Genomic DNA, 25,881 nt, shown 5'->3' with positions numbered 1-25,881 from the left:
GCCGGCAAATCTTACACGGCAGAGGCTTCGACCGGCGCATAACGCCAGGGCTCGACAACGGAAGGACGCCCTTCAAGTGAGAGGTTTGTCACGCGCGGCGCCGTCTCGGCAATGACCTTGCCGCGACGCACCACAGCCAACCGGTTTGATTTCAGGCGGATCGCCTCGATGGTATCACGCGCCTCCAGCAGAACTAGATCGGCGTTGCAGCCGGGAGCAAGACCGTAACCTTCAAGTCCGAACACCTTGGCAGGGTTTTCCGTTATCGCCTGGAAGCAGGCTTTCACCGCGTCGCGGCTCGTCATGTGTCCGGTATGGACGGCCATGTGGGCCACTTCCAGCATGTCGGCGTTGCCCATGGAGTACCAGGGGTCCATCGTTGAATCGAGACCGAAAGCAACGTTGACACCAAGCGCCATGAGTTCAGGCACACGCATCATGCCACGCCGCTTCGGGTAAGTGTCGTGCCGGCCCTGCAAGACAATGTTCGCAAGCGGATTGGGAATGCAATGAACCTGCGCCTCGGCGATGAGAGGCAGGAGTTTCGAGGCATAATAATTGTCCATCGAATGCATCGAGGTCAGATGCGAGCCGGCGACGCGACCCTGTAGACCGAGACGCTGCGTCTCATAGGCAAGCGTTTCGATGTGGCGTGACATCGGATCGTCTGTCTCGTCACAATGCAGATCGACCATCAGACCACGTTCGGCGGCAATCTCGCAGAGCGCTTTCACCGAAAGCCGACCGTCCTCCATGGTCCGCTCGAAATGCGGGATACCGCCGACAACGTCAACGCCCATGTCCAAAGCCCTGGTCAGGTTTTTCGAAGCTGTCGCGGACCGATAAAAACCGTCCTGAGGGAAGGCGACAAGCTGCAAATCCAGATAATCCTTCACAAGGTCACGCACCTCGATCAGCGCTTCCACGCCAATCAGCCGGTCATCGCAAACGTCAACATGCGAGCGCACCGCGAGCAACCCTTGTGATACCGCGAGATCGCAGTAGCGCAATGCCCGTTCAATCACCGCATCCTTTGTCAGCAACGGTTTCAGTTCACCCCAAAGCTGAATGCCTTCGAGCAGGGTGCCTGACCGGTTCAGTCGGGGCGTGCCAAGCGAAAGCGTGGCATCCATATGGAAGTGAATATCAATAAAAGGCGCCGTGACCAGCCTGCCGCCTGCATCTATGACGCGGCCGGCTTCGGCTGTGATGCCGCTTTCCACTGCAACGATCTTTCCGCCTGAAACGGCGATATCGACACCAGTGCGATCATCAGGGAGGTTGGCATTTTTCACGAGAAGGTCGAAAGTCATCGTTCGGCTCCGAACATGTTGGTGGTGTCGCTTCCCTGACAAGCCGATTTCTCTCTTGGAGCGGCCATTCTTTTAAACTCAAACTAGAGCTATTCTGACCAAACCGTCAATTTTTAGAACACGATTTTCAACGGGAAATTCGGCCTTTCGCGCCTATCGACCAAACCGCGCTTGAGCTATATCGAAGCAGAAAGCGAAGACGGGGCGTCTCCGCGCATTTCAGGTGATCCACATGCCTAGAGCGGCACTCAAGCTTGATGAAAAAATCCGCGCCCGCAACATCAGGCTCATTCTCGATGTTGCGACGGATGTATTTTCGCGAAAGGGTTTCGAAGGCACGCGAATTGCGGAAATCGCCGAACTGGCTGAATTGCCCAAGGCCAATATCTATTATTATTTTTCCTCCAAGGAGGAGATCTATTCGGAGATCATCGCCAGCCTGATCGCCGGCTGGGACGATGCGTTGGCCAATATTCGCGCAGAGCGCGATCCGGCCGAGGCCCTGCGGGACTATATCATCGCAAAACTCGATTACACGGCAAGACATCCGCGCGAATCCCGCCTCTTCGCCAGCGAGATCATCCAGGGCGCACGTTTCCTGAGCCGCAAGGATCGCCAACACATGCAAGCTGCGACCGACGAACGTGTTGCCGTCCTAGAGGAGTGGATAAGCGAAGGACGCATGGCGGCAATCAATCCACGCCATCTGCTCATCATGCTCTGGGCGACAACCCAGTTTTACAGCGATTTTTCGCCGCTTGCCTGCGATGCGCTCGGACAGAACAAACTCAAACGCAGTGACTTCACGACTGCCGCAGAAACCATCGTCCAGACGGTTCTTGGCGGCGTCATTCCGGCACACGGTCCATCTGCCTGACCCTTACTGCCGCCGGTCCCTGTGCCACAAAAATACCTGCAGGCCGAGGGCTCACAGGCATTTTTGAGCAATATGTATCGGCGTCGATCAGGCGCCGACAACCAGACCCTTTGCCTTCAGCACCGGTTCGAGATTGCTGACCTCGACCACCGTCTTGCCGGCTTTGTAGGCGGCGATGTAACCGGCTTCGGCCTCTTCGCGCGCCTGCGAAAGCTTGGCGACTTCGGCAACTTCATCACGACGAACAACAACAAGACCGTCGGCATCGCCAACGATAACATCGCCCGGTTGAATGATCTCGCCGCCGACGATGATGGTGTCGTTGGTGGTGCCGATCGTTTCCTTGACGGTGCCCTTGATGCAGGTGCTCAGCGAAAACACCGGGAAACCGAGCTCGCGAAGCTGCAGCGTATCGCGCACGCCCGTGTCAGTCACAAGACCGCCGATACCCTTGGCAAGGCAGGCATTGGCCAGAACATCGCCGAACGAACCGGCTTCTTCATATTCACCGGCGGATACGACGATGATATCGCCCGGCTTGGCGTAATTGATCGCAAGCTGCAGCATGATGTTGTCGCGCGGCGAGGACTTCACCGTGAAGGCAGGGCCACAGAGTTTCATGCGGTAGTCGACCGGCTTCAGACGCGACGACAGCGCACCACGACGGCCCTGAGCCTCATGGATCGTTGCCGGAGAGAACTTCGAAAGAGCCTCCAGATCCTCCTTGGAGGGACGTACGGGAATATCTTTGATGTGAGACATATTATCCTCCTGCTATTTCAGTGATTTTTACGGACGGCGGACAGAAAGTTCCGGACATCCTGATGCGCTTCATCGGAAAAGAACTGCGCCGGTTCGGCATCGAAGGTCAGTGTGCCGTTGCGCAGGAACCAGATGCGGTCCGCCACTTCACGGGCAAATCCCATTTCGTGTGTGACGCACATCATGGTGATGCCGTCGGCTGAGAGTTCACGCAGCAGCTTCAGCACCTCGCCGACCATTTCCGGGTCGAGCGCGCTTGTCGGCTCGTCGAGAACCAGCACTTCAGGTTTGAGGATTAACGACCGCGCAATAGCGACGCGCTGCGACTGGCCCCCGGAAATATCGGCCGGCAACGAATTCGCCTTGTCTGCCAGACCGACGCGCTCAAGCATCTGCAATGCGGTTGGACGTGCCTGACTGCGCGATTGCTTGCGGATGCGCAACAGCGGCAACATGACGTTTTCGACCACCGACAGATGCGGGAACAGATTGAACTGCTGGAAGACGAAACCGATGCCACTGCGCAGCACGTTAACATCCACATCCTTCGCGTAGATGTCGCGACCAGACAGCGTGATCGTCCCCTTCTGGATGGGCTCCAGCCGGTTGACCGTGCGGATCAGGGTCGATTTTCCCGAGCCGGACGGACCGCACAGAACGGTCGTCGTTCCCTTGGCAACCGTTGCACTGACATCACGCAGAACCTGGACAGCACCATACCATTTCGAAACATTCTGAAACTCGATCATGCCACAGCCTCCACAACAACCTGACCTGTTCTGCGCGAGGAGATCCGGCGCTCGAGCCAGTTGGTGAACTGGCTAAGGGTGAAGCAAAGGATGAAATAGACCGCGGCAAGGATGCCAAATATCTGCAGCGGCTTGGTCACCTCATTGGAGTTGACCTGGAGCATGACGTAGGAGAGTTCGGAGACGGCGATAATCGAGCCCAGCGACGATTCCTTGATGATCGTCGTCAACTGATTGACGATGCCGGGAATGACGTTGAAGATCGCCTGCGGCAGGATGACCTTGAAGGTCGTCGGGATGTAACCGAGGCCAAGTGCGGCTGCAGCTTCCCGCTGTCCCTTGGGCAAACCCTCGATGCCGGCGGCAATGATCTCACCGAGATAGGCTGCCTGATAGATGACGATGGCAACGATCAGCGTGAAGGTGGCGTCGATCGGAAAACCGATGATCATCGGCACGGCAAAATAGGCCCAGAAAATCAGCATCAGCAGCGGAATGGCGCGTACACTGTGAACGAAGCCGCTCGCAATCGATTTCGGGATGCCCGGCTTTCCCGTTCTGGCAAGCGCAATCAGTACGCTGCAGGGGAAAGTCACGATGAGGCTGGAAAAGGAGATAATCAACGTCATCGCCAGTCCACCGAGCTTGCCGTGCGGATATTCACCGATGAGCAGAAGAAGCCAGTATTCTCTAATGATTTCCAGCATCACTTCACCCTCAACTCATAACGCTTGGAGAGGATCGACGAGAGCCACATGATCGCGAATGAGATGAGCATGTAGATTGCCGTGGCGATGCCATAAGCTTCAAAGATGCGGAACGATTGCTCTTCAATGTAGCGGGCCTGATAACTGAGTTCGGCAACACCGATGGCAGCGGCAAGGCTCGTTCCCTTGAAAAGGATCAGGGTCTGGCCGAGCAGGGCCGGCAAGGCCAGTCGCCACGCCTGCGGCAGGATCACCCAGCACATTGCGCCGAGATAGGTCAGGCCGATCGAGCGGGCAGCCTCCATCTGAGCAGGATGGATCGACCGCAAGCCACTGCGGAAATCCTCGGACATATAGGCTGCCTTGTTAAGGGCAAGCGCGACGATGGCGTATCCGATCTCCGCACCGATGTCGTTCAGGTAGTCGTTGACCGCGTCCGGCAGGACGACCGCAAATCCGAAGTACCAGACAAAGAGCTGGATCAGCATCGGCACGTTGCGGTGATATTCAACGAAGGCAGCGACAAGAAACTGTGTCGGTTTGAACTCGATTGCCCTGACAACGGTCAGAATGACCGCCAGAACCAGACCGATAATCCAGGAGAAAACGAAAACCACCATCGTGGCCTGAAGTCCCTCCAGAATGAGTTGGAGATACTCACCCTGGAGGACTTTACCAAAGTCGAATTGGTAACCCATAAAAGTTGACCCGTATGCCGTATGCTATGGAGATCAGTTCGTGAACCAGCTTTCCTGCGGCTTTCCGAACTCGAACTTGCGCGTTGCCTTCAGGTCGGAATCCTTGCCCAGCCACTTGTCGAAGAGTTTCTGACCTTCGCCATTGGTTTCCAACTCAGCCAGGAATGCGTTTGCCTGCTTGACCAGCTCAGGCGATCCCTTGCGGAAACCGAAGCCGGACGGCATCGACAGGAGCGGTTCGTCAAGGAAGCGCAGCCCCTTGATCTCCGTACCCGCATTGCGTTGCACGGCCTTGCCTTCGGAATAGCGGTAAACGGTCGCTTTCACCTTGCCCTGCTGCAGAGCGAGGAACGAGGCGGCGCTCGTTTCGAACGACAGGATACGTGCGTCCGGCAGGCGCTTTTCCGTCAGCGGGATCAGCACTGAGCCCTTGACCAGTCCGATACGCTGACCAGAGAGATCGGCCACCGCCTTGATGTCCGACTGATCGAGCACCACGAAATTGAAATCTTCAGCGATATAGGCGCCGCTGAAATCCACCTGCTCGGCGCGTTCCTTGCTGTAGCTCAGGAGGGATGACAGAATGTCGACGCGGCCCTGGGTCAGCTCAGCCATACGCGTCTGCGGCGACACAGCGGTCATCTTGGCGCTGACACCGAGATATTTCGCGAACATGCCGCAGATTTCGATTTCATAACCGGCAGGTTCACGGGTCTTCGGGTCCTGGAAGCCAAGCGGCGGCGAATTGGTCAGAACACCGCAGTTCAAAACGCCGGCCTTCTTGATATCGTCAAGCTGCTCGGCCGCAGCAACGGTCGAGAAAAGCGCCGCGCCAATTGCGGCGAGTGTCATAAGCTTTGCAAATTTCATCTGTTCCTCCTTGGCAGCGCTTCCTCTCGCTGCATGAGAAACCTAGGCCAAGGCTGCTATTCCAACAAATATATATTGCAGATACTTGTTATAGCTTTATGGTATGACCTCATCGGAGGATGAAATGACCCTTGATCTGTTGAAAATGCGCTACTTTGCCAAAATCGCGGAACTCGGATCATTCACGAGAGCATCGCGCGAATTGGGCGTTGCCCAGCCACCGCTCAGCCTGCACATGCGTTCACTCGAAGAATATCTGGGTGTCCTGCTGCTCAATCGCACCTCGCGCGGCGTTGTTCTGACCGATGCAGGTCAGACACTGCTGTCACACACCCAGGCAATCCTGCGTGCGGTCGAACAGGCTGAGGCAGCGACGAGAGAACGGGCCAAAAACCCCACAGGCGAGGTATCGCTCGGTATTCTCAGTTCGCTGTCACCTATTCTCTCCGTACCTGTGTTCGAAGCCTGCGAAAAAATGTTCCCGCAGATCCGCCTGACCATCAGCGAAGGCGACAGCCAGACGCTTCGCGCGGCAATCGATACCCGTCTTTACGATCTTGCCGTCAACTTGGTAGACGCCGCCAAGGCAGCCTCAGTTCCGCTCTTCGACGAGCGGCTTTATGCGGTTGGCCCAGTCGGTACATTTGACGGTGGCCAACAGCAGATCGCTGTCGAAAAGGCACTGTCCCTGCCGCTGATCATGCCAACCCGACGCCACGGTATCCGCGTCTTGCTGGAGCGACAGGCCCTGATGCTCGGACGCGACCTGAACATTGTTCGTGAAATTGAAGGTCTGGCCAGCACCAAGGCCGCCATTCGCGCCGGGCTGGGTTTCAGCATCCTGGGCAGAGGCGCTGTTCATGCCGACGTGCAGCAGGACACACTCGCCGCCATACCCGTTTCAAGCCCCGATCTCTCCCGCCGCCTGATCCTCGACATGCCGGTCGATCACCCACCAACACGCGCGATGATCGAAGTGCGCAATATCCTGATATCGGTCATAAAGTCGCTGGGCGACCAAGGCCATTGGACATGCCTTCAGGTGTCGCCCGCAAAGGCGCCTCAGGCACTTTGAAGCGCACGCTTCCTGTCTGGCACCAGCCCCTGGAGGATAAGTGGCAACACACCTCCGGCTCTGAGGATATTGATCTCGGCACCTGTCTCGATCGCTGCCGTTGCTTCAAATGTGACAGCGCTTCCGTCATGACGCTTGATGGTAATCTTGATCGGGCAACGCGGCGAAATTGATGCCGGATCGGCGTCGACGATAACCACATCCTCGGCCTGCAATGAGAGGTCCTTCTGTTTCACCGTCTCCGGCAGGCGCAACGGCAAGACACCCATACCAATGAGGTTCCAGCGATGAATCCGCTCGAAGCTGGTTGCCAGAACGGCACGGACACCAAGCAGGGCGACGCCCTTTGCCGCCCAGTCGCGTGAAGACCCCATGCCATACCGTTCGCCAGCAATCACGACGACAGGCCTTTGCTCGGCTTCATATCGTTGCGCCGCATCCCAAAGCGACAGCACATCCCCGCTGCCCGCATGTACCGTTGACCCCGGAGGAATATCGGATGCGAGCAGGTTTCGGACCGTTTTGTTCGTGAACAGGCCTCGGATCATGACTTCCCAGTTGCCGCGCCGTGATGAAAAGACATTGAGATCGAGGGGATTTTCGCCGTGCTCGACAAGATGCCTGCCCGCCTGCCCCTTCGCCTCAATCGCTCCCGCGGGGGAAATGTGATCGGTGGTGATGTCGTCACCGACAACAAGGATCGGTGTTGCCTCGTAGTGACCAAGCCTTGTTCCGTTGCCAAAGCTGGCAAATGGTGGACGTCGGATATAGGTCGATGCGTCATCCCAGGAAAAGAGCGTTGTCGTTGGGGCCGGTAGCTGTTGCCAGACTTTGCTGGCTTCTGCCGCCTCATAAGCGGGTGCAAAATCCTCAGCACTTGAGGCCAACGCCAGGGCCTCGTCAATCTCGGAAGCACTCGGCCATATCATCGACAGGGTAACAGGCGTTCCGTCAGCCGACACGGCAATTGGATCGACAAGGATATCGATTTCACAGGTGCCTGCGAGAGCAAAAGCGACGACCATCGGCGGGGACGCCAGGAAACCGGCCTCCAGTTGCGGGTGGACGCGCCCCGGGAAATTTCGGTTTCCCGAAAGCACGGCAACGGGAAGAATGGCACGGTCAACCATGGCTTTGGCGACCGGCTCGGTCAGTGGGCCGGAATTGCCGATACAGGTGGTGCAGCCGTAACCGACAATCCCGAACCCGACAGCCTCCATTTCGGAAAGCAGGCCCGAGCGGAGAAGATAACGCTCGGCCGTCGGCGAACCAGGGGCCGTGGAGGTCTTGACCCAATGGGGTGGACGCAGACCATAGGAATTTGCCTTGCGTGCCAGAAGGCCGGCGGCAATAAGCAGACGTGGGTCAGAGGTGTTGGTACAGCTCGTGATCGCAGCGATCGCAACAGCCCCGTCATTTGGCTGGCCATCGATGGATACGGCGCCCCCCGGCTTTTTCATATGCTTGATGGCATTGCGCGTTTCGCTGATGGCAATCCGATCTTGAGGACGGCAGGGACCGGCCAGGCTCGGTTCAACCTTGGCGAGGTCGAGTTCCAGGATAGAACTGTAACGCGGGTTGGCATCCGGATCGAACCAGATTCCAACGCGTTTCGCGTAGGTTTCCACGAATGACACGTGCTCTTCGGTTCGCCCGGTTCTTAACAGGTAATCGACCGACTGCCGATCGATGGGGAAATAACCGCTATTTGCGCCGAATTCCGGCGTCATGTTGGCCACAACAGCACGGTCTCCCGCCGTCAGGTTCGAGACGCCGGGTCCATAGAATTCGACGAACTTGTCCTGAAGATCGATCTGGCGCAGCAGATGGGTGACAACTAGCGCCAGATCTGTGGCGAGCACGCCGTCCCGGAGCGCACCGGTCAGGCGGACGCCAACAACCTCCGGAACACGCAATGCGACTGGCATGCCGAAAAACACGCTTTCAGCCTCAAGGCCACCGACGCCCCATGCAAGAACACCGATGCCGTTGATCATCGGGGTATGGCTGTCGGTGCCGATCAGGGTATCGGGAACTGCCCATAATTTGTCGTCACGACGCAACGGCGTGGCCACCGTCGCAAGACGTTCGAGATTGAGTGTATGCATGATCCCAGTTCCCGGCGGATGCACACGGAAACCGGACAGCGTATTGGTAGCCCACTTCATGAAGCTGTAACGCTCCGCGTTGCGGTCATACTCGCGGGCCATGTTTCGGACGAGCGAAGCCGTGGTACCAAAAACATCAACGGCCAGCGAATGATCGGTGGAGACATCGACCGGCACGACGGGGTTCAAAAGAGCAGGATCACCGCCTGCCTCAGCCAGGGCCGAACGCATGCCGGCGATATCGACAAGGGCGGGTCCACAGGTCGTGTCGTGCATGAGGACCCTGTTCGGCAGGAACGGAATTTCGACATCGCTATCGCCGGTTTCCAGCCACTGCATCATCGCAGCCTTGGCACGCGGCGCATCCTCACCCGCGGTACGAAGAACATTTTCGAGCAGGATACGGTGGATGTAAGGCATCCGGACCAGACAGTCCCTCGCCTCCTGAGGAAGATCGATGATGGTGTAACTGACACCATTGATTTCTGCATTGGCAGGCATTCGGACTACCTCATTGAACCATCACGTCGCGGCCTCCTCCCGAGGCAACGCCTTTCTACATATTATAATTATAAAATGCAATTTTATTTATTCCGAGAAGTCAGAATTTTGACATGTTTGAAAAAATTGAGGCCGTGAACCCGAGGGAGTGCCGAGGCGATCAAACCTTGGGAGACTTGATGCGACCGGCACCCATGATGTGGGTATAGAGAAAGGCCGCTGCTTCGTTGCGACGCCCGTCTTCAAGCAAGTCGAGGATTTGCAGATGCTCCACCGTCTGTCGGGGAAGGCGGCTTCTGTCGATCGTGATGTGGTATTCGATCAGGCGGCGAAGCCGATTGATACGCTTGATCGATTCCAGGAAAAACTCATTTTGCGAGCAGGCAACCAGCATCTCGTGGAATTCGTTGTTAGCCCGAAAGATTTCCGCGCGCGACCAGGTTTCGAAACCGCCATCGCGCAACCGCATCTGGACATCACGCGCCCGCTTTACGCCTTCCAGATTAAGCTCGAAGCTTGGCAGTAGCATTGCCTGCTGTTCCACAACAGCGCGAAACGCATAGCCGTCCTCATAGCTCTTTTTTGACGTCAAAGCCGGAGTGAACATCCAGCCATTGCCGGGAAGGCGCTCCATCCAGCCCTCTTCGGATATCCGCCTGAGCACACGCAACAACCTGGTTCTCGGCACATCATAAAAGCGCATCAGCTCGTTTTCGCTGACACGATCCTCCAGCTTGCCGGAAAGCCGATCTTCCGCGATGCGGAAATAGACGGGATCATCGCCCTCATCGTCGGCGCCGCCCGAAGGTTCTGCTAGGTCGAGATCCTTATGGTCAATGGCAAGAAAATAGCCTCGGTTCGATTCTGCCCTGACAACGCCTTGCGTCTCGAGATGTTTCAGGGCGCTCATGATCGGCGCACGGGATACCCGGAAAGCGTCAGCGAGCATCTGCAAGGGCAGATGATCGCCTTTCGCCAACTCATTCGCCCTGACGTAATCGACGATGCTTCCGGTGATCTGTGGAGTGAGGCTTTTACGCGCCATTGAACCTGCTCGTTGGTGAACTCCGTTCTTGTATCATTGCCACGACAGGCGCAACAGTCGGCAACCTTGTCGGCCGCCGATCCCTATCAATCCTCGTCCTGCTGGAACTTCGAAAGTCCACGGAAGACGAACGGGGCGACCAGAGCGATAATTGCGATGGCGATCATGATCGCGGAACTCGGATGCTGGAGCAGGATCATCGGGTCGCCGAGGCTCATCTGCATGGAGCGCCGCAATGCGCTGTCTGCCAGAGGACCGAGGATCAGTCCGACGACAGCCGGAGCGATGGGATAGTCAAACTTCCTCATCAGAAAACCGACGACACCAAAACCGGTCAGCAAGAGAAGCTCGACAACCGATGGATTTGCGGCAATCGTTCCCATTGAGGCAAAGACGAGGATGCCCGCATAGAGCCATGGCAGCGGGATGGCCAGCAGCCTGACCCAGAGCCCCACCAAGGGCAGGTTCAGAACAAGCAGCATGACGTTGGCAATGAACAGGCTCGCAACCAGACCCCAGACAAGATCCGCGTGCTGGGTAAAAAGAAGCGGGCCCGGCTGGATATTATACTGCTGGAATCCTGCCAACATAACCGCTGCGGTGGCGGAGGTTGGAAGTCCAAGCGTCAGCAACGGAACGAGTGTGCCTGCGGCAGAGGCATTGTTGGCAGCTTCCGGACCAGCCACGCCTTCAATCGCGCCGCGTCCGAATTCCTCGGGTTTCCTGGTCAGTTTCCGCTCGACATTGTAGCTCAGGAATGTCGGGATTTCAGCCCCGCCGGCCGGTAGCGCACCGATCGGAAATCCAATGACGGTCCCACGCAACCACGGTTTCCACGAGCGGCTCCAGTCTTCCCTTGTCATCCAGATCGAGCCTTTCACGGGCATCGGCTTTTCTGGCTTATACAGATGTCGGGAGGCAACAAGCAGCGCTTCGCCGATTGCAAACAAACCAACGGCAAGCGTCGTGACTTCGACACCATCGAGCAGTTCCGGGATGCCGAATGTCAGACGGGCCTGACCGGTGAGCTGGTCGATGCCCATCAGGCCGAGCCACAGACCGAAGGCTAGGCTGGTGAGGCCCCTCAACGGCGATGAACCAAAGGTTGCAGATACCGTGACAAAGGCGATCAGCATCAGACCGAAATAATCCCAGGGACCGAATTTCACGGCGATCTTGACCAGTATTGGCGCAAGGAAGGCGAGCCCCACCGTCGCAATCAATGCGGCGACGAAAGAACCGATCGCCGCCGTCGCCAGCGCGGGCCCGCCGCGACCAGAGCGGGCCATCTGATTGCCCTCGAGCGCGGTCACCACCGATGCACTTTCGCCCGGCGTGTTCAGCAGGATTGCGGTGGTCGAGCCACCATACATGCCGCCGTAATAAATCCCGGCGAACATGATGATCGACCCGCCGGGGTCCAGTTTGAAGGTCACAGGCAGCAGCAACGCAACCGTCAGCGCCGGCCCGATTCCCGGAAGAACGCCAACCGCGGTTCCGATGATGACGCCGACAGCCGCATAGATCAGATTGGCGGGCTCGATCGCGGTCGCAAAACCCTGAAGAAGAAAGAGGATGGAATCCATGGCTGGCCTCAGAACAATCGCTCAAGCGGGCCTTGCGGCAGCGCGAGCGTCAGCAACTTGTTGAACATCAGGAAAATCAGAAGGCCAATAAAGGCGCCAAGACAGATGTCCTTGAAAAACGCGCGGCGCCCGAAACCTCTTGCCGTAAAAGCAAAAAGCAGGGTCGATCCGAGGATAAAGCCACCACCAGACCAGACTGAGCCGATCAGTCCGGCAAGCGCCAGACCGACCCAGCCAACCGCCTTCCAGTCGACGGCTTCCTCGTCGATATCGGCAGGCTTGAAGGCGCTGATAAAATGCCCGAGCGCAAGAACGAGAAATAGCAGCGCCACAAAATACGATGCAGCATTGGCGCCCATGCCGTACGTTGCCCGCACCTTCATCTGGGTGGCGTCCCAATAGGTTATGGCAGAGATTGCGAGCAGGATGATGGCGACAACCGCTGCGGGACGGTTCGCTATGGAAGGTGTTCTGGATGACATGATTTTCCTCATCTGCGGAAAGCGACCTGAGGCCGCTTCCCGCCTGCCAGGCCTAGTTCGCAAGCCCGATGGACTTCAGGACGTCACGGACACGTTGCGTCTCGGAACTGATAAAGGACTGAAACTCATTGGATGGTGCGTAATAGTCCGCCCAACCACGGGTTTTGAGGACCGTCTTCCATTGCTCCGATTTGACCGTCTTTTCGACCGCGGCTTTGAGCGCATCGAGATCCGGGCCTTCAACGCCGGGACCTGCAAAGATGCCGCGCCAGTTCACGAGTTCGATGTCGAGCCCTTGCGCCTTCAGCGGCTTGGCTTCGATACCCTCAATGGGTTCGGGATAGGAAATCGCCAGCGCTCGCAGATCACCTGATTCAATCTGCCCCTGCCATTCGCCATAACCTGAAACACCGGCAGTCGCCTGCCCGCCCAACATCGCTGCGAGCGATTCACCACCACCGGAGTAAGCGACATAGTTGACCTGCGCGGGATCCGCGCCGGCAGCCTTCGTGACGAGCGCTGCGAGAATATGGTCGGCGCCGCCGGCAGAACCACCCACCCAGATCGTCTTCGCCACATCGGTTTTGATCTGAGCCTGCAGATCAGCCATCGTCTTGATTGGCGAATCCTTGGGAACAACGATGACCAGCGGATCGCCTGTCAGACGCGCAACAGGAGTTACCTTCGTCAGGTCGACCGGGGAGTTATTGGAGATGCTGGCACCGACAAGGGTAATGCCTGCAACCAGCAACTGGTTCGAACTTCCTTTGGCAGATCCGATGAATTGAGCAAGCCCCACAGTGCCACCCGCACCGGGTACGTTGACAACCTGCACACTCTTGGCCGCCCCGGTTGCCATCATCACCTCCTGCAATGAGCGCGCTGCAGAGTCCCAGCCACCACCAGCACCCGCCGGAGCCATGATGTTCAACTCGAGGCTTTCGGCCATCGAGGCTCCGCTCGCCGATACGAGTGCTATGCCAGTCGCGGCTGCCAGAATCAGTTTTTTGAATTTAAACACTGCAACGTTCCTCCCTGTTGCAATAGGCCCGCCTCCCGGACCGCAATAAGGAAAAACTGCATTATATAATGATAAAAGTAAATATGGCTGGACGAAATTTTCATCTCGTAACGAACTGTACGCTGACCTCCCCTGTGACAATCAGGATCAGATTGGTGGTCACCGGATGGCTGGTCGGGCCAGAAACAGGACCGACGGATTCAGGGGGCGTGCCGGTTACCGGTTCCCGTTTGCGCGAGGAAGCCGCGCTCAGCCGACCGTAACGAATGGTCGACTGAACCGCTTTAGGAAGCCGTCAGGACTGCTGGGCCGGCGACATCTCGTCCGCTCGGTCATGATCCAGGACACCCTGGACCATTTCGTCGGTGACGCGAATTTCCGCACCCGTCGGCGACATCGCTGTCGCAGGCGCGAAGGGCGCGACCGGCGTGGACTCCGGCCGGGCGCCACGACGCCATATGAAGAACAGCATCAGCAGGAGATTGAGGAGTGCAAGCGACCAGAACAGCCCTGGCGCCCCGAAGCGGCTCATCGCGGCGGAAATTGTGATCGGGCTGATTGCCGAGCCGATCGAATTGACGAGAAGCATTCCCTGGATCATCGGCACAAGAGAATCCACCGAAGCGCGGTCTGCAGAGAAACTGACGGAAACAGGATAGATCGCAAAGATACCGCCACCCAGCAGGAAGAGCGTGATCATCAGCGTCGTCGTATCATGGGGAAGCCAAAGAACAGCCGCGCAGAGCGCCAGACACAGGGCCGCGAGAGTGATGAGAACCACGCGACGATCCTGCTTGTCGGACCATCGCCCGACTGGATATTGCAACACCATGGCCCCTAGAATGACGTAGGCCATCATCTTCCCGATCTCATCCACCTGCAGGCCGATGTTCTGCAGATAGAGCGGAAACAGTGTGTAGACGGCTGCGATCGCGATCCCCGACCCAAAACAGCCGACCACGCCGCTCGGCGACATTTGAAATAGTTGCAAAGGCTTGAGCGCCTCTACCCGCTCCATCGTCGGCATTTCCCGCGGCAGAATAACGATGGGCAACACCGACAACGCTGCGAGCATGGCTGCAACGATGAAAGGGGCTGCGTCTCCGAGACCACCGACCGTGCCGAGAAGCGCCTGACCGAGAGCGCCTGCGCCATAGAAAGCGATCATATAGAGGGCCAGAAACCGACCACGAACACTCTGGTCCGATGCCAGCAGCAGCCAGCTTTCAATGACCAGAAAGACACCGACGGTGGTCCAGCCGTATATCAACCTGGCAAATAGCCAGACCATCCAGTCATTCGACAGAACCTGCATGAGGATGCAGACCACACCAAGCGACGCGAAACTGCCATAGGCGCGAATGTGGCCAATCCGCACAATCAGGCGGTCATGAAACATTGCGCCGATCGTCAGACCAACGAAATAGGCGGAGGACACGATGCCAATCATCGTCGGCGAAGCGCCACCGGCGTCAAGACGCAAGGTGGTGACGGAAGACAGGAAGCTGTTGCCAACGCTGAGGATGAAGAGGCCGAGAAGCGGCGCCATCACCGTTGCCAGGATTTGCCTAGACATGGAGTTCTCAATTTTTTGTTTTTGGAAGATGGCGACGCCGATTTAGGCCTGTCACCTTGCCGTAACGACCCGAAAGGCCGCCGGCGACTGTCCCGCGTCATCGACACGGTTGTCAGCGCACTGATATCTGGCTTTTTACACAGCAATCAATCCAAAGCTGGTTCCGACAGACCCTCCGCAAGAGGCTGTCTTGAATGTTCAAAATTCGACGCTTGTTTCGTCTGAATACGACCAGACTTCCTGCCTGAAAGCGACATCATGATGGCCAAATTGCGTCCTTTCGCCATCTCGATCTCCGCCCTCAACAACCGGGCAGCATCAAGCTGAAAATCCCGAGGCGCTAAAGCGGGAGCGAACGCAATTCCTGATGCCGAAACTCCGCCTCAAAGCGCCCAGTCGTAAACCTTCTGCAGCATAGCAGAGACCTCTCGTCCCATGTCGGTCAGGGCGTAGGTTGTTCGGCGCGGAAAGGTTGACGCGGACGAGCGCACGATCAACCCTCTTTCGACAAAGCCCGCAAGACGATCCGTCAGCACCTTCGCAGTGATACCGGGCAGAGCGTCCATCAGATCCGAAAAGCCATGGTCCCGATCCGAGAGACGCCACAGGATCAACGCGCTCCACTTGTGTCCAAGAAACGTCAGCCAATCCTCGACAGGACATTGGGACGGACTGGTCGGAATTGCCGGTTCTTCCCGTTTGGATAGTTCAGAGGCCATCTGCTTTGTCTGCCAGGCGGATCAATCGATTCGCCGGAACATAGTGTTTTCGGCGGCACGCGCATAGGCACAAGGTCAGATGGAAAAAATCAGTCAGAATAGGCCGGGCATTCTCGTTGTCGGCGGATACGGTCATGTTGGACAACAGATCGCGCGCCGTCTAAGCGGCGATAGCCGTTTCGATGTCCGGATCGCCGGGCGAAACAAAACGAAGGCGAAGGCTGTCGCGGCAAACCTCCGATGTGACGCCGAACAGATCGATTTGGGGAAGCCCGAAAGCTGGAACGCCGCACTTACGGGCATCACAATCGTCATCGTATGCATAGACCAGATAGACACACGTTTCGTCGAATACGTTTTAAATCGTGGCCTTGCCCTAATCGACATCACCGCGGATGACATGTTCTTCCAGAAGGTCGAACAGCTCCAAACCACGAAGGCGCACGGTGGCAGAGCGCTCCTGTCTGTTGGGCTGGCACCCGGGCTTACAAATCTCATGGTGAAGGCCTGTGCCGAAAAACTGGATTTTGTCCCGCAAGCCCGCATCGGCATTCTTCTGGGCATCGGCGATAGCCACGGGCCTGCAGCCATTGACTGGACGCTTCGAAACTTCAAATCCGCGCGCATTGAAAATCTGCCGTTCGATCGAGACGGGCGAAACTATCCGGCGATACCCTTCGATTTTGCCGATCAGCATGTTGTTCGCCGAACACTTGGTATCGGTGACGTGCGTTCGCTCATGACATTCGATAGCCCCGCCATCAGCAGATTGCTGTTTCGCCTGCTTCCCTTGGTTGCCAGTCGTCCACGTCTGCGCGATCTGACCAGAAATTGCATGATGCGTTTCCGGCTCGGCTCTGATCGCGCCGCGCTCTATGTTGCCGTGGAAGGAACACGAAACGGCATAGGGTTTCAGCGGTCGATCCGCCTCGAGGGAAGGAAGGAGGCCGCGATCACGGCATTGATGGCGGCAGAGACGGCGCGTCTTTTGGTCGATACCTCCATTCCAGCAGGCATATGGCATATCGATCAGGTCTTTTCGATCGAGCGATATGCCCACCACCTTGCGGCTGAAGGCGTTTTCGTTACCGGGATCGATGAGCAATTGACGCGCCGATAGGCGGCCAATGACAGCTCACCGCCCGTTTGCTTCCCGCCATTTGGCAAAGAGCGCGAGATTGTTCTCCTCCGTCGCCGGATAGAGCCCGATGATGGTGTGCCCTTCCTTGACCCTTTCGACGACGAAATCCTCATAGGCTGTCATGTCGACCGCTTCATCGGCAATCTCGTCGGCGATTTCCGCCGGAATGACGATCACGCTGTCGTCGTCGCCCACCATGATATCGCCCGGAAACACCGCAACATCGCCGCAGCCGATCGGCACGTTGATATCGATCGCTTCATGCAGCGTCAGATTGGTCGGGCTGGATGGCCGGTGATGATAGGCGGGTATATCCAGTTCGCCGATCGTCATGGCATCACGAAAACCACCATCGGTGACCACCCCTGCCCCACCGCGCACCATCAGGCGGGTAATGAGAATATCGCCGGCTGAAGCCGCACGGGCATCCTTGCGGCTATCCATGACCAGCACATGGCCTTCCGGGCAGGTTTCGATCGCATGGCGTTGCGGGTGTTTCGGATCACGGAACACCGTCATCGGATTGCGATCCTCCCGCGCCGGCATATAGCGCAAGGTGAAGGCGGGGCCGACCATGTTGCGGCCCTTCGGCCGCACCGGCCGAACGTCCTGGATCGTCTGGTTTTTCAGTCCGCGCTTGTAGAGCGCCGAGCAGAGCGTGGCGACGGATACACCCATCAGCTTGTCACGGGTTTCGGATTTCATCGTTCCTCCTCGATGTGTGTTTTACGCATGCAACTTCGCGGTCTCTGCCCTCCAGGCTGAGGCCAAAATCAGCACCGGTCAGAATGATCTTCCATGGAAATCACTCACGCAGCTGCCGTGATGCGCTTGACTCTCAAAAAAACAACAGATATGTCAAGTTCTATTCTGATATCTCAGTTTGGTAATTGATATGTCTAACGCAATCGAATTTCCATCGCTGCCGCTCTCTGATCTCGTGACCCCACGCGATTTGCCCGAAGATGGAAACATGACCAGCCGGGTGCATGCGCTCCTTCGCAAACTGATTGTCGAGGTGAAGCTGCTTCCAGGACGAGCGCTTTCTGAGAAGGAAATCGCGGCGCTCCTGCATGTCAGCAAGACACCGGTGCGCGAAGCGATCATTCGCCTGGCCGAAGAAGGTTTCGTTACCGTCGTGCCACAAGGCGGCACCTATATTTCGCCGATCGATGTGCAGCGTTACATGGAAGCCTGCTTCATCCGATTCAAGCTCGAAGAAGGCGCCGTCATCGAGGCAACCAAGCGGCATTCGCTTGAAGACATTGCCCGGCTGAAAACATGTCTTTCTCAGCAGCGCATCGCAGCCGACGATGAAGAGTTCACCGACTTCTTCCTGCTGGATGAAGAGTTTCACCGTACGATCTTTGCCGCAGCCCGGCTGCCCGGCGCCTGGAGCGTCGTCAACCAGGCCAAGGGCGAAATGGACCGTATGCGACACCTGAAGCGGGTGTTTGCAGTTCGCCGCACTGAGAAGGTGATCGAGGAGCACGAAGCGATCGTAAACGCGATCGAATCCGGCAATGTCGAGGCGGCACACGAAGCCATTCAGCGTCATCTCGGATCACTGGAATCCAAGATCGCGGAACTCTCCAAGAACCCCAAAATCTGGACCTTCATCGAGCAGGTCAACACACGCGTCACGAGGAAGCGTGTGCCACGAGGAGCCAAGGCCCCCGCCTGACGGAACATTCAAGGCTTTTGAGGAGGGGCCTTTCATGTCTGCAGTTCAAATCAACGATGTCGTCAAGCGTTACGGCGCTCTCGAAGTCGTCCATGGCATCAATCTTTCCATTCAGCCGCAGGAATTCGTTGTGCTCGTCGGGCCATCGGGATGCGGAAAATCCACCACACTGCGCATGCTTGCCGGGCTGGAAGATATCTCCGACGGCACCGTATCCATCGACGGTCGGGTCGTTAACAAGATCGCTCCGAAAGACCGCGATGTCGCCATGGTGTTCCAGAACTATGCGCTCTATCCGCATCTGAACGTCGCCGAAAACATCGCCTTCGGCCTGCGTGTCCGGGGTGAAAAAAAGGATGTGATCGACAAGGCCGTTGCCGAAGCAGCACAGATCCTCAGCCTGACTGAGTATCTGGGGCGCAAGCCTGCCGATCTTTCCGGTGGCCAACGCCAACGTGTTGCCATGGGCCGTGCGATCGTTCGCCGCCCCAAGATTTTCCTCTTCGATGAGCCCCTCTCCAATCTTGATGCCAAATTGCGCACCCACATGCGTGCCGAAATCAAGCAACTGCACAAGCGCATGCAGGCGACCAGCGTCTACGTGACACACGACCAAGTCGAAGCGATGACGCTGGCGGACCGCATCGTCATCATGAACCGCGGCAATATCGAGCAGGTCGGGTCGCCGATGGAAGTCTTTCTTGAGCCGGCTAACACATTTGTGGCCAGCTTCATCGGCTCGCCACCCATGAACCTTTTCGACGCGACGATCGACAAGCAGGATGGCCGCGCACAGGCCGTTATCTCGGGTGACGTGGCACAAAGCCTGACAATCCCCGAGGCCTTTGCCCGGAACGCGACGCCGGGCCAGTCGGTGAAACTCGGCATCAGGCCGGAAATCATGTCCGTTGAAGTCGGCGATGGGCAGGAAATGCTCAATTGCAGCATCGACCTCGTTGAGCCTCTCGGTGCCGAGGCACTGTTGCACGGCAAGGCCAATGGCCAGTCCTTCATCGCCAAGGCAGAGACGCTTTATGCCGAGCACGCCCTCAACGGCGTTACCCGGCTCGGAATCGATACGGCACGCATCCATGTCTTCGACGCCGCGAGCGGCCGGTCTCTCAAGACCACCAGCGGGGCAAAGTCATGAAACAGTATCTTCAGGAGTCGCTCCACGATCTCTGGGAAGATGTGCGCCGCGACTGGCAGCTCTATTTGCTGCTTGCACCCATGGCCATCTGGTTTGCGCTCTTTCTCTACAAACCGATGTATGGCCTTATCATCGCCTTTCAGGACTTTTCGATCTTCCGTGGCATCGAGAAAAGTCCCTTCGTCGGCTTTGCCAACTTCATCGAGCTTTTCCAGAACGACATGTTCGTCCGTGCCTTCTGGAACACCATCACCATCAGTGGCCTCGGTCTGATCTTCGCATTTCCGGTCCCGATCATTCTGGCCCTGATGTTCAACGAAGTTCAGAGCGAAATCGGCAAACGCTGGGCCCAGACGATCGTTTACCTTCCCCACTTCATATCTGTGGTGATCGTTGCAGGCATCGTCATCAACTTCCTCTCGCCCTCCATCGGCATCGTCAATCTTCTGCTGAAGGGCATCGGGCTTGAACCGATATACTTCCTCACTCAACCCGAATGGTTCCGACCCGTGTTCATCGGCTCGTCGGTCTGGAAGGAATCGGGGTTTGAATCGATCGTCTATCTGGCAGCAATCGCCGGTGTCAGCCCAACCCTATATGAATCCGCACGGGTCGATGGGGCGTCACGCTGGCAGATGATGTGGCGGATCACGCTGCCCTGCATTCTGCCCACGATCGTCATCATGCTGATTATCCGTATCGGCAACCTGGTCGAGGTCGGTTTCGAATACATAATCCTTCTCTATCGCCCTTCCACCTACGAGACGGCAGACGTCGTTTCGACCTTCATCTACCGCACCGGCCTGCAGGGCACCCAGTACGACCTGGCCACGGCTGCCGGCCTGTTCAATGCGGTGATCGCTTTCGTCCTGGTCTATTCGGCAAACCGCATCAGCCGAAGAGTCTCGTCGACATCGCTTTGGTGAGGAGCTGAAAATGAAAAACTTCAATCTCTATTCGCGCGGCGACAAGATTTTTGGCTGGGCCAACGCCATTCTTCTCGGACTGTTCGTTCTGTCGACGCTTTATCCCTTTATCTACGTGGCGGCTGTTTCAATCTCGTCCGGCGCTGCCGTAACTGCAGGCCGGGTAACGTTATGGCCGGTCGATGTGACGCTCGCAGCCTATGAGCACGTTCTCTCCGACAGAATGTTCTGGATCGCTTACGGCAACACATTCATCTACACATTCGGTGGCACGTTCATGAGCCTGCTGATCATGATCCCCGGCGCCTATGCGCTGTCGCGCAAGCGTCTGCGCGGCCGCACCTTCTTCAACATCGCCATTGCCTTCACGCTCTGGTTCCACGCCGGCATGATCCCGTTCTTCCTGAACATGCGCGATCTTGGCCTGCTGGACAGCCGTTTCGGCATCATCATCGGCTTTGCGGCAAGCGCCTTCAACGTCATCCTGCTGCGCAACTTCTTTGAAGCGGTCCCAAAATCCTTCGAGGAAGCCGCCAAGATGGACGGCGCCAGCGAGCTGCAACTGCTCTGGAAGGTGTTCATTCCGCTTTCCAAGCCGGCCATCGTTACCGTTGCTCTGTTTTGCATCGTGTCGCGCTGGAACGGATATTTCTGGGCCATGGTCCTGCTGCGTGGGGAGGAGAAGATCCCGCTGCAGGTCTATCTGAAACGCGTCGTCGTCGATCTCAATTCGAACGATGAATTCGCCTCGAGCCTGCTGACTGCCCATTACTCGTTCGAGACCGTTACATCCGCGATCATGATCGCGTCAATCATCCCCGTCCTCATCATTTACCCCTATGCGCAGAAGTATTTCACCAAAGGAATTCTGCTGGGCGGAGTCAAAGAGTAGCAGCACAAGGGAGGAGAACCTGTGAGAAAACTACGAAAAGGCGCGCCCCTTCTGGCGTTGATGACAGCAGCGACAATGGCCTTGCCGGCCTTTGCACAAGATGCCGGCAAGATATCGGAAGACCCGTTGGAGCTGACAATCCATTTCCACTTCCGCGACAAATACGTCTATTCGGAAAAGTGGCCGGTGGAGCAGAAAGCTGCGGAGATCACCAATATCCACGTCCGCAACGTCGCATCGCTGGCGACGACCAGCAGTCGTGATGCCTTCAACCTGTTGATCGCCTCGGGTGATCTTCCCGATATCGTCGGCGGCGACGCCTCCGGCGGCCTGAAGGAAGACTTCATCCGCTACGGTCTTGAAGGAGCCTTCATCCCGCTCGACGAGCTGATCGAGGAACATGCACCAAACCTGAAAGCCTTCTTCGATAGCCACAAGGACATTCGCAATGCGATTTCCGGACCGGACGGCAAACTCTATTTCATTCCATATGTGCCAGACGGGAAATATTCGCGCGGCTGGTTCATCCGCCAGGACTGGCTCGACAAGCTGGGACTGAAGCAGCCCGAAACGCCGGAAGAGGTCCACGAGGTCCTCAAGGCGTTCAGGGACAAAGACCCGAACGGCAACGGTAAAAAGGATGAAGTTCCGTATTTTGCCCGTGAGGAAATCGATGCGGTCCGTCTCATCAATCTCTGGGACGCCCGTGTTTCAGGGTCCGAGCGTTACGGAGACTTTGCCGTCTATGACGGACAGCTCCGCCATCCCTGGGCTGAAGAGAACTACAAGATTGGGATTTCAAATGTTGCCAAGTGGTACAAGGAAGGCCTGATCGACAAGGAGATCTTCACCCGCGGCGCCCGTTCGCGTGAATATCTTCTTGGCAACAATCTCGGTGGCATGACGCATGACTGGTTCGCCAGCACCTCGACCTATAACGACGCCCTGTCGCCAAAGATCGAAGGTTTCGCGCTGAAGCCCATGCTGCCGCCCAAGACCGTATCGGGTCAACGCTTCGAGGATGCGCGACGGCTGCGTGTTCAGCCCGTCGGCTGGGCAATTTCGGCAACCAACGAACACCCGGTCGAAACGATCAAGTACTTCGATTTCTGGTTCTCGCAGCAAGGCCGCATCCTGTCGAATTTCGGCGTCGAGGGTCAAACCTTCGAAATGGTCGACGGCAAGCCGCAGTTCAAAAAGGAAGTGCTGGAGAACAAGGACCCGGTGAACGCCCAGCTTTGGGCCGTCGGCGCCCAGGTGCCGCGCGGCTACTGGATGGACTACGAATACGAGCGCCAGTGGACCAACAAGATCGCGCTGGAAGGCATCGATCTCTACGACAAGTGCAATTGCCTCAAGGACGAGTTCATGGGCGTGTCTTTGAACGCCGAGGAGAAGGCCACCTTCGACCGTTACTGGCCGAGCCTTCTCACCTACATGACCGAGATGCAGCAGACATGGGTGCTTGGCGCCCAGGACGTCGATACCGGCTGGGATGCCTACAAAAAGAGGCTGACAGCGCTCGGTTACGACGAGGTCATCAAGATCATGCAATCGGCCTACGACCGTCAGTACAAGGCGGCACAATAACACTGTCTATCATGATGGCGGCCCTGTCGCCGCCATCCTTTCCCTTTGCTTTTTAAGGAGTTAGAGCGCAATGCGTCCCTCTGCCTCGGCGATTGCCAGACAAGCTCATCTCGATGAACCGCGCCCCGGTTCCTTGACCATTGGTTACATGCCGAGCGAGCAAACACCGCCCACCGAGAACCCGCCGCGTTTTTCCTGGCTGCCCGATATCGATGATGGCGCACGCTACGTTCTGCGCATCTCGACCGATCCCGGATTTTCAGACGCGAAGACGCACATATTCGAAGACCTCGCGTGGAATTTCTTCACGCCGGATGAAGCCCTGGCGGAAGGTCACTATCATTGGACCTATGCCCTCTGGGACCAGAATGCTGCAGCGCCTCTTTCGAACTGGAGCAAGGTGCGCAGTTTCGAGATCGTCGCGGCACTGCCCAAAACACCGGTACCCAGCAGGGCAACCCGTCATGAGGCTGCCCACAAATCCCATCCGAGGCTCTGGCTCAATCCCGATCAGTTGAAAGTCTTCGCCGACGCCGTGGCCAAAGACCCTGACCATTGCGGCTGGGCCGACTTTTTCGAGAAGTCGGTAAAACCGTGGATCGACCGGCCGATCATGCCGGAACCGCAACCTTACCCGAACAACATCCGCGTCGCGACGCTGTGGCGCCAGATGTATATCGATTGCCAGGAAGTGATTTACGCAATCCGCCATCTGGCGATTGCCGGTCGGGTGTTGGGACGGGAAGACCTTCTCGACACCGCCCGGGACTGGCTGTTATCCGTTGCCGCCTGGAACCCGAATGGCGCAACATCGCGCGCCTATAACGACGAGGCAGGGTTCCGCGTCGTTGTCGCCCTCGCCTGGGGTTACGACTGGCTTTACGACCATTTGAGCGCAGACGAACGAGAGACCGTCAGAAATGTGCTGCTGCGCCGGACGCGTGAAGTCGCAGACCACGTGACAGCCCATGCACGCATTCACGTCTTCCCTTATGACAGCCACGCCGTTCGTTCGCTGTCTGCCGTCCTCACCCCCGCCTGCATTTCTCTGCTTGGGGAAAGCGACGAAGCCGGCGAATGGCTCGACTATACAGTTGAGTTCCTCGCTACGCTTTATTCGCCATGGGCGGGAACAGATGGCGGCTGGGCCGAAGGGCCACATTACTGGATGACCGGTATGGCCTATCTCATCGAAGCCGCCAACCTGATCCGCTCCTATATCGGTTACGACCTCTACCAGCGGCCATTCTTCCAGAACACTGGACGGTTCCCGCTTTACACCAAGGCGCCCGGCACCCGCCGCGCCAATTTCGGTGACGATTCCACCCTGGGCGATCTTCCCGGACTGAAGGTGGGTTACAATGTGAGGCAGTTTGCAGGGGTGACCGGCAACGGTCATTACCAATGGTATTTCGATCGCCTCAAAAAAGATGCGGCCGGGACGGAAATGGCCTTTTACAATTACGGTTGGTGGGATCTGAATTTTGATGATCTGGTCTACCGCCATGATTACCGCCAGGTCGAGCCCGTCTCGCCGGCTGACCTGCCAGCACTTGCGGTGTTTGACGATATCGGCTGGGTAACCATCCAGAAACATATGGAAGACCCGGACCGGCATCTGCAGTTCGTCTTCAAATCGAGCCCGTATGGATCGCTCAGCCACAGCCATGGCGATCAGAATGCCTTTGCGCTTTATGCCTATGGCGAAGACCTTGCGATACAGTCGGGCTATTATGTCGCCTTCAATTCACAGATGCACCTGAACTGGCGCCGGCAGACACGCTCGAAAAATGCGGTGCTGATTGGTGGCAAAGGCCAATATGCGGAGAAAGACAAGGCGCTGGCACGGCGGGCCGCGGGTCGTATTGTATCCGTGGAAGAAAAGCCCGGTCATGTTCGCATCCTTGGCGATGCAACGGCCGCCTATCAGGTTGGAAATCCGCTGGTCCGCAAGGCAGAACGCGAAATCCACTTCGTCAACGACAGCTATTTCGTGTTTGTTGATGAGGTTGAATGCGAAGAACCCCAGGAACTGCAATGGCTCTGCCATACACTCGGGGCGCCGCAGACCGGTCGATCGAGTTTTCGATACACCGGCAAGAAAGCGGGTTTCTACGGTCAGTTCGTCTTCTCGTCGGCAGGCACACCGCAAATCACAGCCATTGAAGGATTTCCCGAGATCGACCCGAAGGAATTCGAGGGTCTCGATATCCATCATCACGTCTGCGCGACTGTCCCGGCCTCAACCCGGCATCGCCTGGTCACCCTTCTCGTGCCCTACAGCCTGAACGAACCGAAGCGGATTTTCAGCTTCATCGACGATCAGGGTTTTTCGACAGACATCTACTTCAGCGATGTCGACGACGAGCGTTTCAAGCTCTCCCTTCCCAAGCAATTCTAGTCAATGCG

At 57.2% G+C, this 25,881-nt stretch carries 23 protein-coding genes; 9 read left to right on the top strand and 14 right to left on the bottom strand.

What is annotated here, in order from left to right:
- Positions 1–11: 11 nt before the first annotated feature.
- A complete protein-coding gene (locus HWX89_RS14875; protein ID WP_138792287.1) occupies positions 12–1,313 on the bottom strand; it encodes an amidohydrolase family protein in 1,302 nt (433 codons plus the stop codon).
- Between the two features lie 232 nt (positions 1,314–1,545).
- Here HWX89_RS14875 and HWX89_RS14870 point away from each other — a divergent pair, with 232 nt between their 5' ends.
- Complete coding sequence (locus HWX89_RS14870; protein ID WP_138792286.1) at positions 1,546–2,190, top strand: TetR/AcrR family transcriptional regulator; 645 nt, start codon at positions 1,546–1,548, stop codon at positions 2,188–2,190.
- An 87-nt stretch (positions 2,191–2,277) separates the two neighbouring features.
- Here the strand turns inward: HWX89_RS14870 and HWX89_RS14865 are convergent, their stop codons facing one another.
- Genes HWX89_RS14865 through HWX89_RS14845 form a run of 5 tightly spaced genes read right to left on the bottom strand, consistent with a single transcriptional unit; the run spans position 2,278 to position 5,976 of the window.
- On the bottom strand, positions 2,278–2,952 hold the full coding sequence (locus HWX89_RS14865) for a 4-carboxy-4-hydroxy-2-oxoadipate aldolase/oxaloacetate decarboxylase (RefSeq protein WP_178340778.1): 675 nt from the start codon (positions 2,950–2,952) through the stop codon (positions 2,278–2,280).
- Positions 2,953–2,969: 17 nt separating this feature from the next.
- Positions 2,970–3,701: an amino acid ABC transporter ATP-binding protein gene (locus HWX89_RS14860; RefSeq protein WP_138793772.1), complete on the bottom strand. Its 732-nt coding sequence runs from the start codon at positions 3,699–3,701 to the stop codon at positions 2,970–2,972.
- Positions 3,698–4,408, bottom strand: a complete 711-nt coding sequence (locus HWX89_RS14855; RefSeq protein WP_138793771.1) for an amino acid ABC transporter permease — start codon at positions 4,406–4,408, stop codon at positions 3,698–3,700. Before HWX89_RS14855 ends, HWX89_RS14860 begins: the two co-directional genes overlap by 4 nt.
- Complete coding sequence (locus HWX89_RS14850; RefSeq protein WP_138793770.1) at positions 4,408–5,106, bottom strand: amino acid ABC transporter permease; 699 nt, start codon at positions 5,104–5,106, stop codon at positions 4,408–4,410. Before HWX89_RS14850 ends, HWX89_RS14855 begins: the two co-directional genes overlap by 1 nt.
- A 33-nt stretch (positions 5,107–5,139) precedes the next feature.
- Positions 5,140–5,976 (bottom strand): transporter substrate-binding domain-containing protein, encoded by an 837-nt coding sequence (locus HWX89_RS14845; protein WP_138793769.1) that lies wholly within the window; start codon positions 5,974–5,976, stop codon positions 5,140–5,142.
- A 124-nt stretch (positions 5,977–6,100) separates the two neighbouring features.
- On the opposite strand from HWX89_RS14845, the gene HWX89_RS14840 reads away from it, so the two are divergent.
- On the top strand, positions 6,101–7,051 hold the full coding sequence (locus HWX89_RS14840; RefSeq protein ID WP_138793768.1) for a LysR family transcriptional regulator: 951 nt from the start codon (positions 6,101–6,103) through the stop codon (positions 7,049–7,051).
- Here the strand turns inward: HWX89_RS14840 and acnA are convergent.
- The 7 genes from acnA to HWX89_RS14805 form a co-directional block, all read right to left on the bottom strand.
- A complete protein-coding gene (gene acnA, locus HWX89_RS14835) occupies positions 7,039–9,660 on the bottom strand; it encodes an aconitate hydratase AcnA (protein ID WP_138793767.1) in 2,622 nt (873 codons plus the stop codon). The genes HWX89_RS14840 and acnA overlap by 13 nt on opposite strands.
- Before the next feature lie 160 nt (positions 9,661–9,820).
- On the bottom strand, positions 9,821–10,705 hold the full coding sequence (locus tag HWX89_RS14830; RefSeq protein ID WP_138793766.1) for a GntR family transcriptional regulator: 885 nt from the start codon (positions 10,703–10,705) through the stop codon (positions 9,821–9,823).
- 86 nt (positions 10,706–10,791) lie between these two features.
- Positions 10,792–12,291, bottom strand: coding sequence for a tripartite tricarboxylate transporter permease (locus HWX89_RS14825; protein ID WP_138793765.1), 1,500 nt, complete (start codon positions 12,289–12,291; stop codon positions 10,792–10,794).
- Positions 12,292–12,299: 8 nt separating this feature from the next.
- The gene (locus tag HWX89_RS14820; RefSeq protein ID WP_138793764.1) at positions 12,300–12,773 is read right to left on the bottom strand and encodes a tripartite tricarboxylate transporter TctB family protein; all 474 of its coding nucleotides are present in this window, start codon (positions 12,771–12,773) and stop codon (positions 12,300–12,302) included.
- A gap of 52 nt (positions 12,774–12,825) precedes the next feature.
- Positions 12,826–13,722, bottom strand: coding sequence for a Bug family tripartite tricarboxylate transporter substrate binding protein (locus tag HWX89_RS14815; protein ID WP_138793773.1), 897 nt, complete (start codon positions 13,720–13,722; stop codon positions 12,826–12,828).
- A 367-nt stretch (positions 13,723–14,089) separates the two neighbouring features.
- Positions 14,090–15,370, bottom strand: a complete 1,281-nt coding sequence (locus HWX89_RS14810; RefSeq protein ID WP_138793763.1) for an MFS transporter — start codon at positions 15,368–15,370, stop codon at positions 14,090–14,092.
- Between the two features lie 383 nt (positions 15,371–15,753).
- Positions 15,754–16,089 (bottom strand): winged helix-turn-helix transcriptional regulator, encoded by a 336-nt coding sequence (locus HWX89_RS14805; RefSeq protein WP_138793762.1) that lies wholly within the window; start codon positions 16,087–16,089, stop codon positions 15,754–15,756.
- A gap of 79 nt (positions 16,090–16,168) precedes the next feature.
- On the opposite strand from HWX89_RS14805, the gene HWX89_RS14800 reads away from it, so the two are divergent.
- A complete protein-coding gene (locus tag HWX89_RS14800; RefSeq protein WP_138793761.1) occupies positions 16,169–17,209 on the top strand; it encodes a saccharopine dehydrogenase NADP-binding domain-containing protein in 1,041 nt (346 codons plus the stop codon).
- Positions 17,210–17,224: 15 nt separating this feature from the next.
- On the opposite strand, the gene HWX89_RS14795 is transcribed toward HWX89_RS14800, so the two are convergent.
- Positions 17,225–17,935, bottom strand: a complete 711-nt coding sequence (locus HWX89_RS14795; protein WP_178340777.1) for a ribonuclease activity regulator RraA — start codon at positions 17,933–17,935, stop codon at positions 17,225–17,227.
- A gap of 190 nt (positions 17,936–18,125) precedes the next feature.
- On the opposite strand from HWX89_RS14795, the gene HWX89_RS14790 reads away from it, so the two are divergent.
- The 6 genes from HWX89_RS14790 (at position 18,126) to HWX89_RS14765 (ending at position 25,873) form a co-directional block, all read left to right on the top strand.
- On the top strand, positions 18,126–18,914 hold the full coding sequence (locus tag HWX89_RS14790) for a GntR family transcriptional regulator (RefSeq protein ID WP_246705182.1): 789 nt from the start codon (positions 18,126–18,128) through the stop codon (positions 18,912–18,914).
- 34 nt (positions 18,915–18,948) lie between these two features.
- Positions 18,949–20,064, top strand: coding sequence for an ABC transporter ATP-binding protein (locus HWX89_RS14785; RefSeq protein ID WP_138791416.1), 1,116 nt, complete (start codon positions 18,949–18,951; stop codon positions 20,062–20,064).
- Positions 20,061–20,990, top strand: a complete 930-nt coding sequence (locus HWX89_RS14780) for an ABC transporter permease (protein WP_138791417.1) — start codon at positions 20,061–20,063, stop codon at positions 20,988–20,990. Before HWX89_RS14785 ends, HWX89_RS14780 begins: the two co-directional genes overlap by 4 nt.
- A gap of 10 nt (positions 20,991–21,000) precedes the next feature.
- Positions 21,001–21,882: a carbohydrate ABC transporter permease gene (locus HWX89_RS14775; protein ID WP_138791418.1), complete on the top strand. Its 882-nt coding sequence runs from the start codon at positions 21,001–21,003 to the stop codon at positions 21,880–21,882.
- A gap of 60 nt (positions 21,883–21,942) precedes the next feature.
- On the top strand, positions 21,943–23,472 hold the full coding sequence (locus HWX89_RS14770) for an extracellular solute-binding protein (RefSeq protein WP_138791484.1): 1,530 nt from the start codon (positions 21,943–21,945) through the stop codon (positions 23,470–23,472).
- A 70-nt stretch (positions 23,473–23,542) separates the two neighbouring features.
- Positions 23,543–25,873, top strand: a complete 2,331-nt coding sequence (locus tag HWX89_RS14765) for an alginate lyase (protein WP_138791419.1) — start codon at positions 23,543–23,545, stop codon at positions 25,871–25,873.
- The last annotated feature ends 8 nt before the right edge of the window (positions 25,874–25,881 follow it).

The organism is Rhizobium sp. RM (genome assembly GCF_013390595.1).
Classification (GTDB): Bacteria; Pseudomonadota; Alphaproteobacteria; order Rhizobiales; family Rhizobiaceae; genus Agrobacterium.
This window is presented reverse-complemented; position numbering and strand designations above follow the sequence as displayed.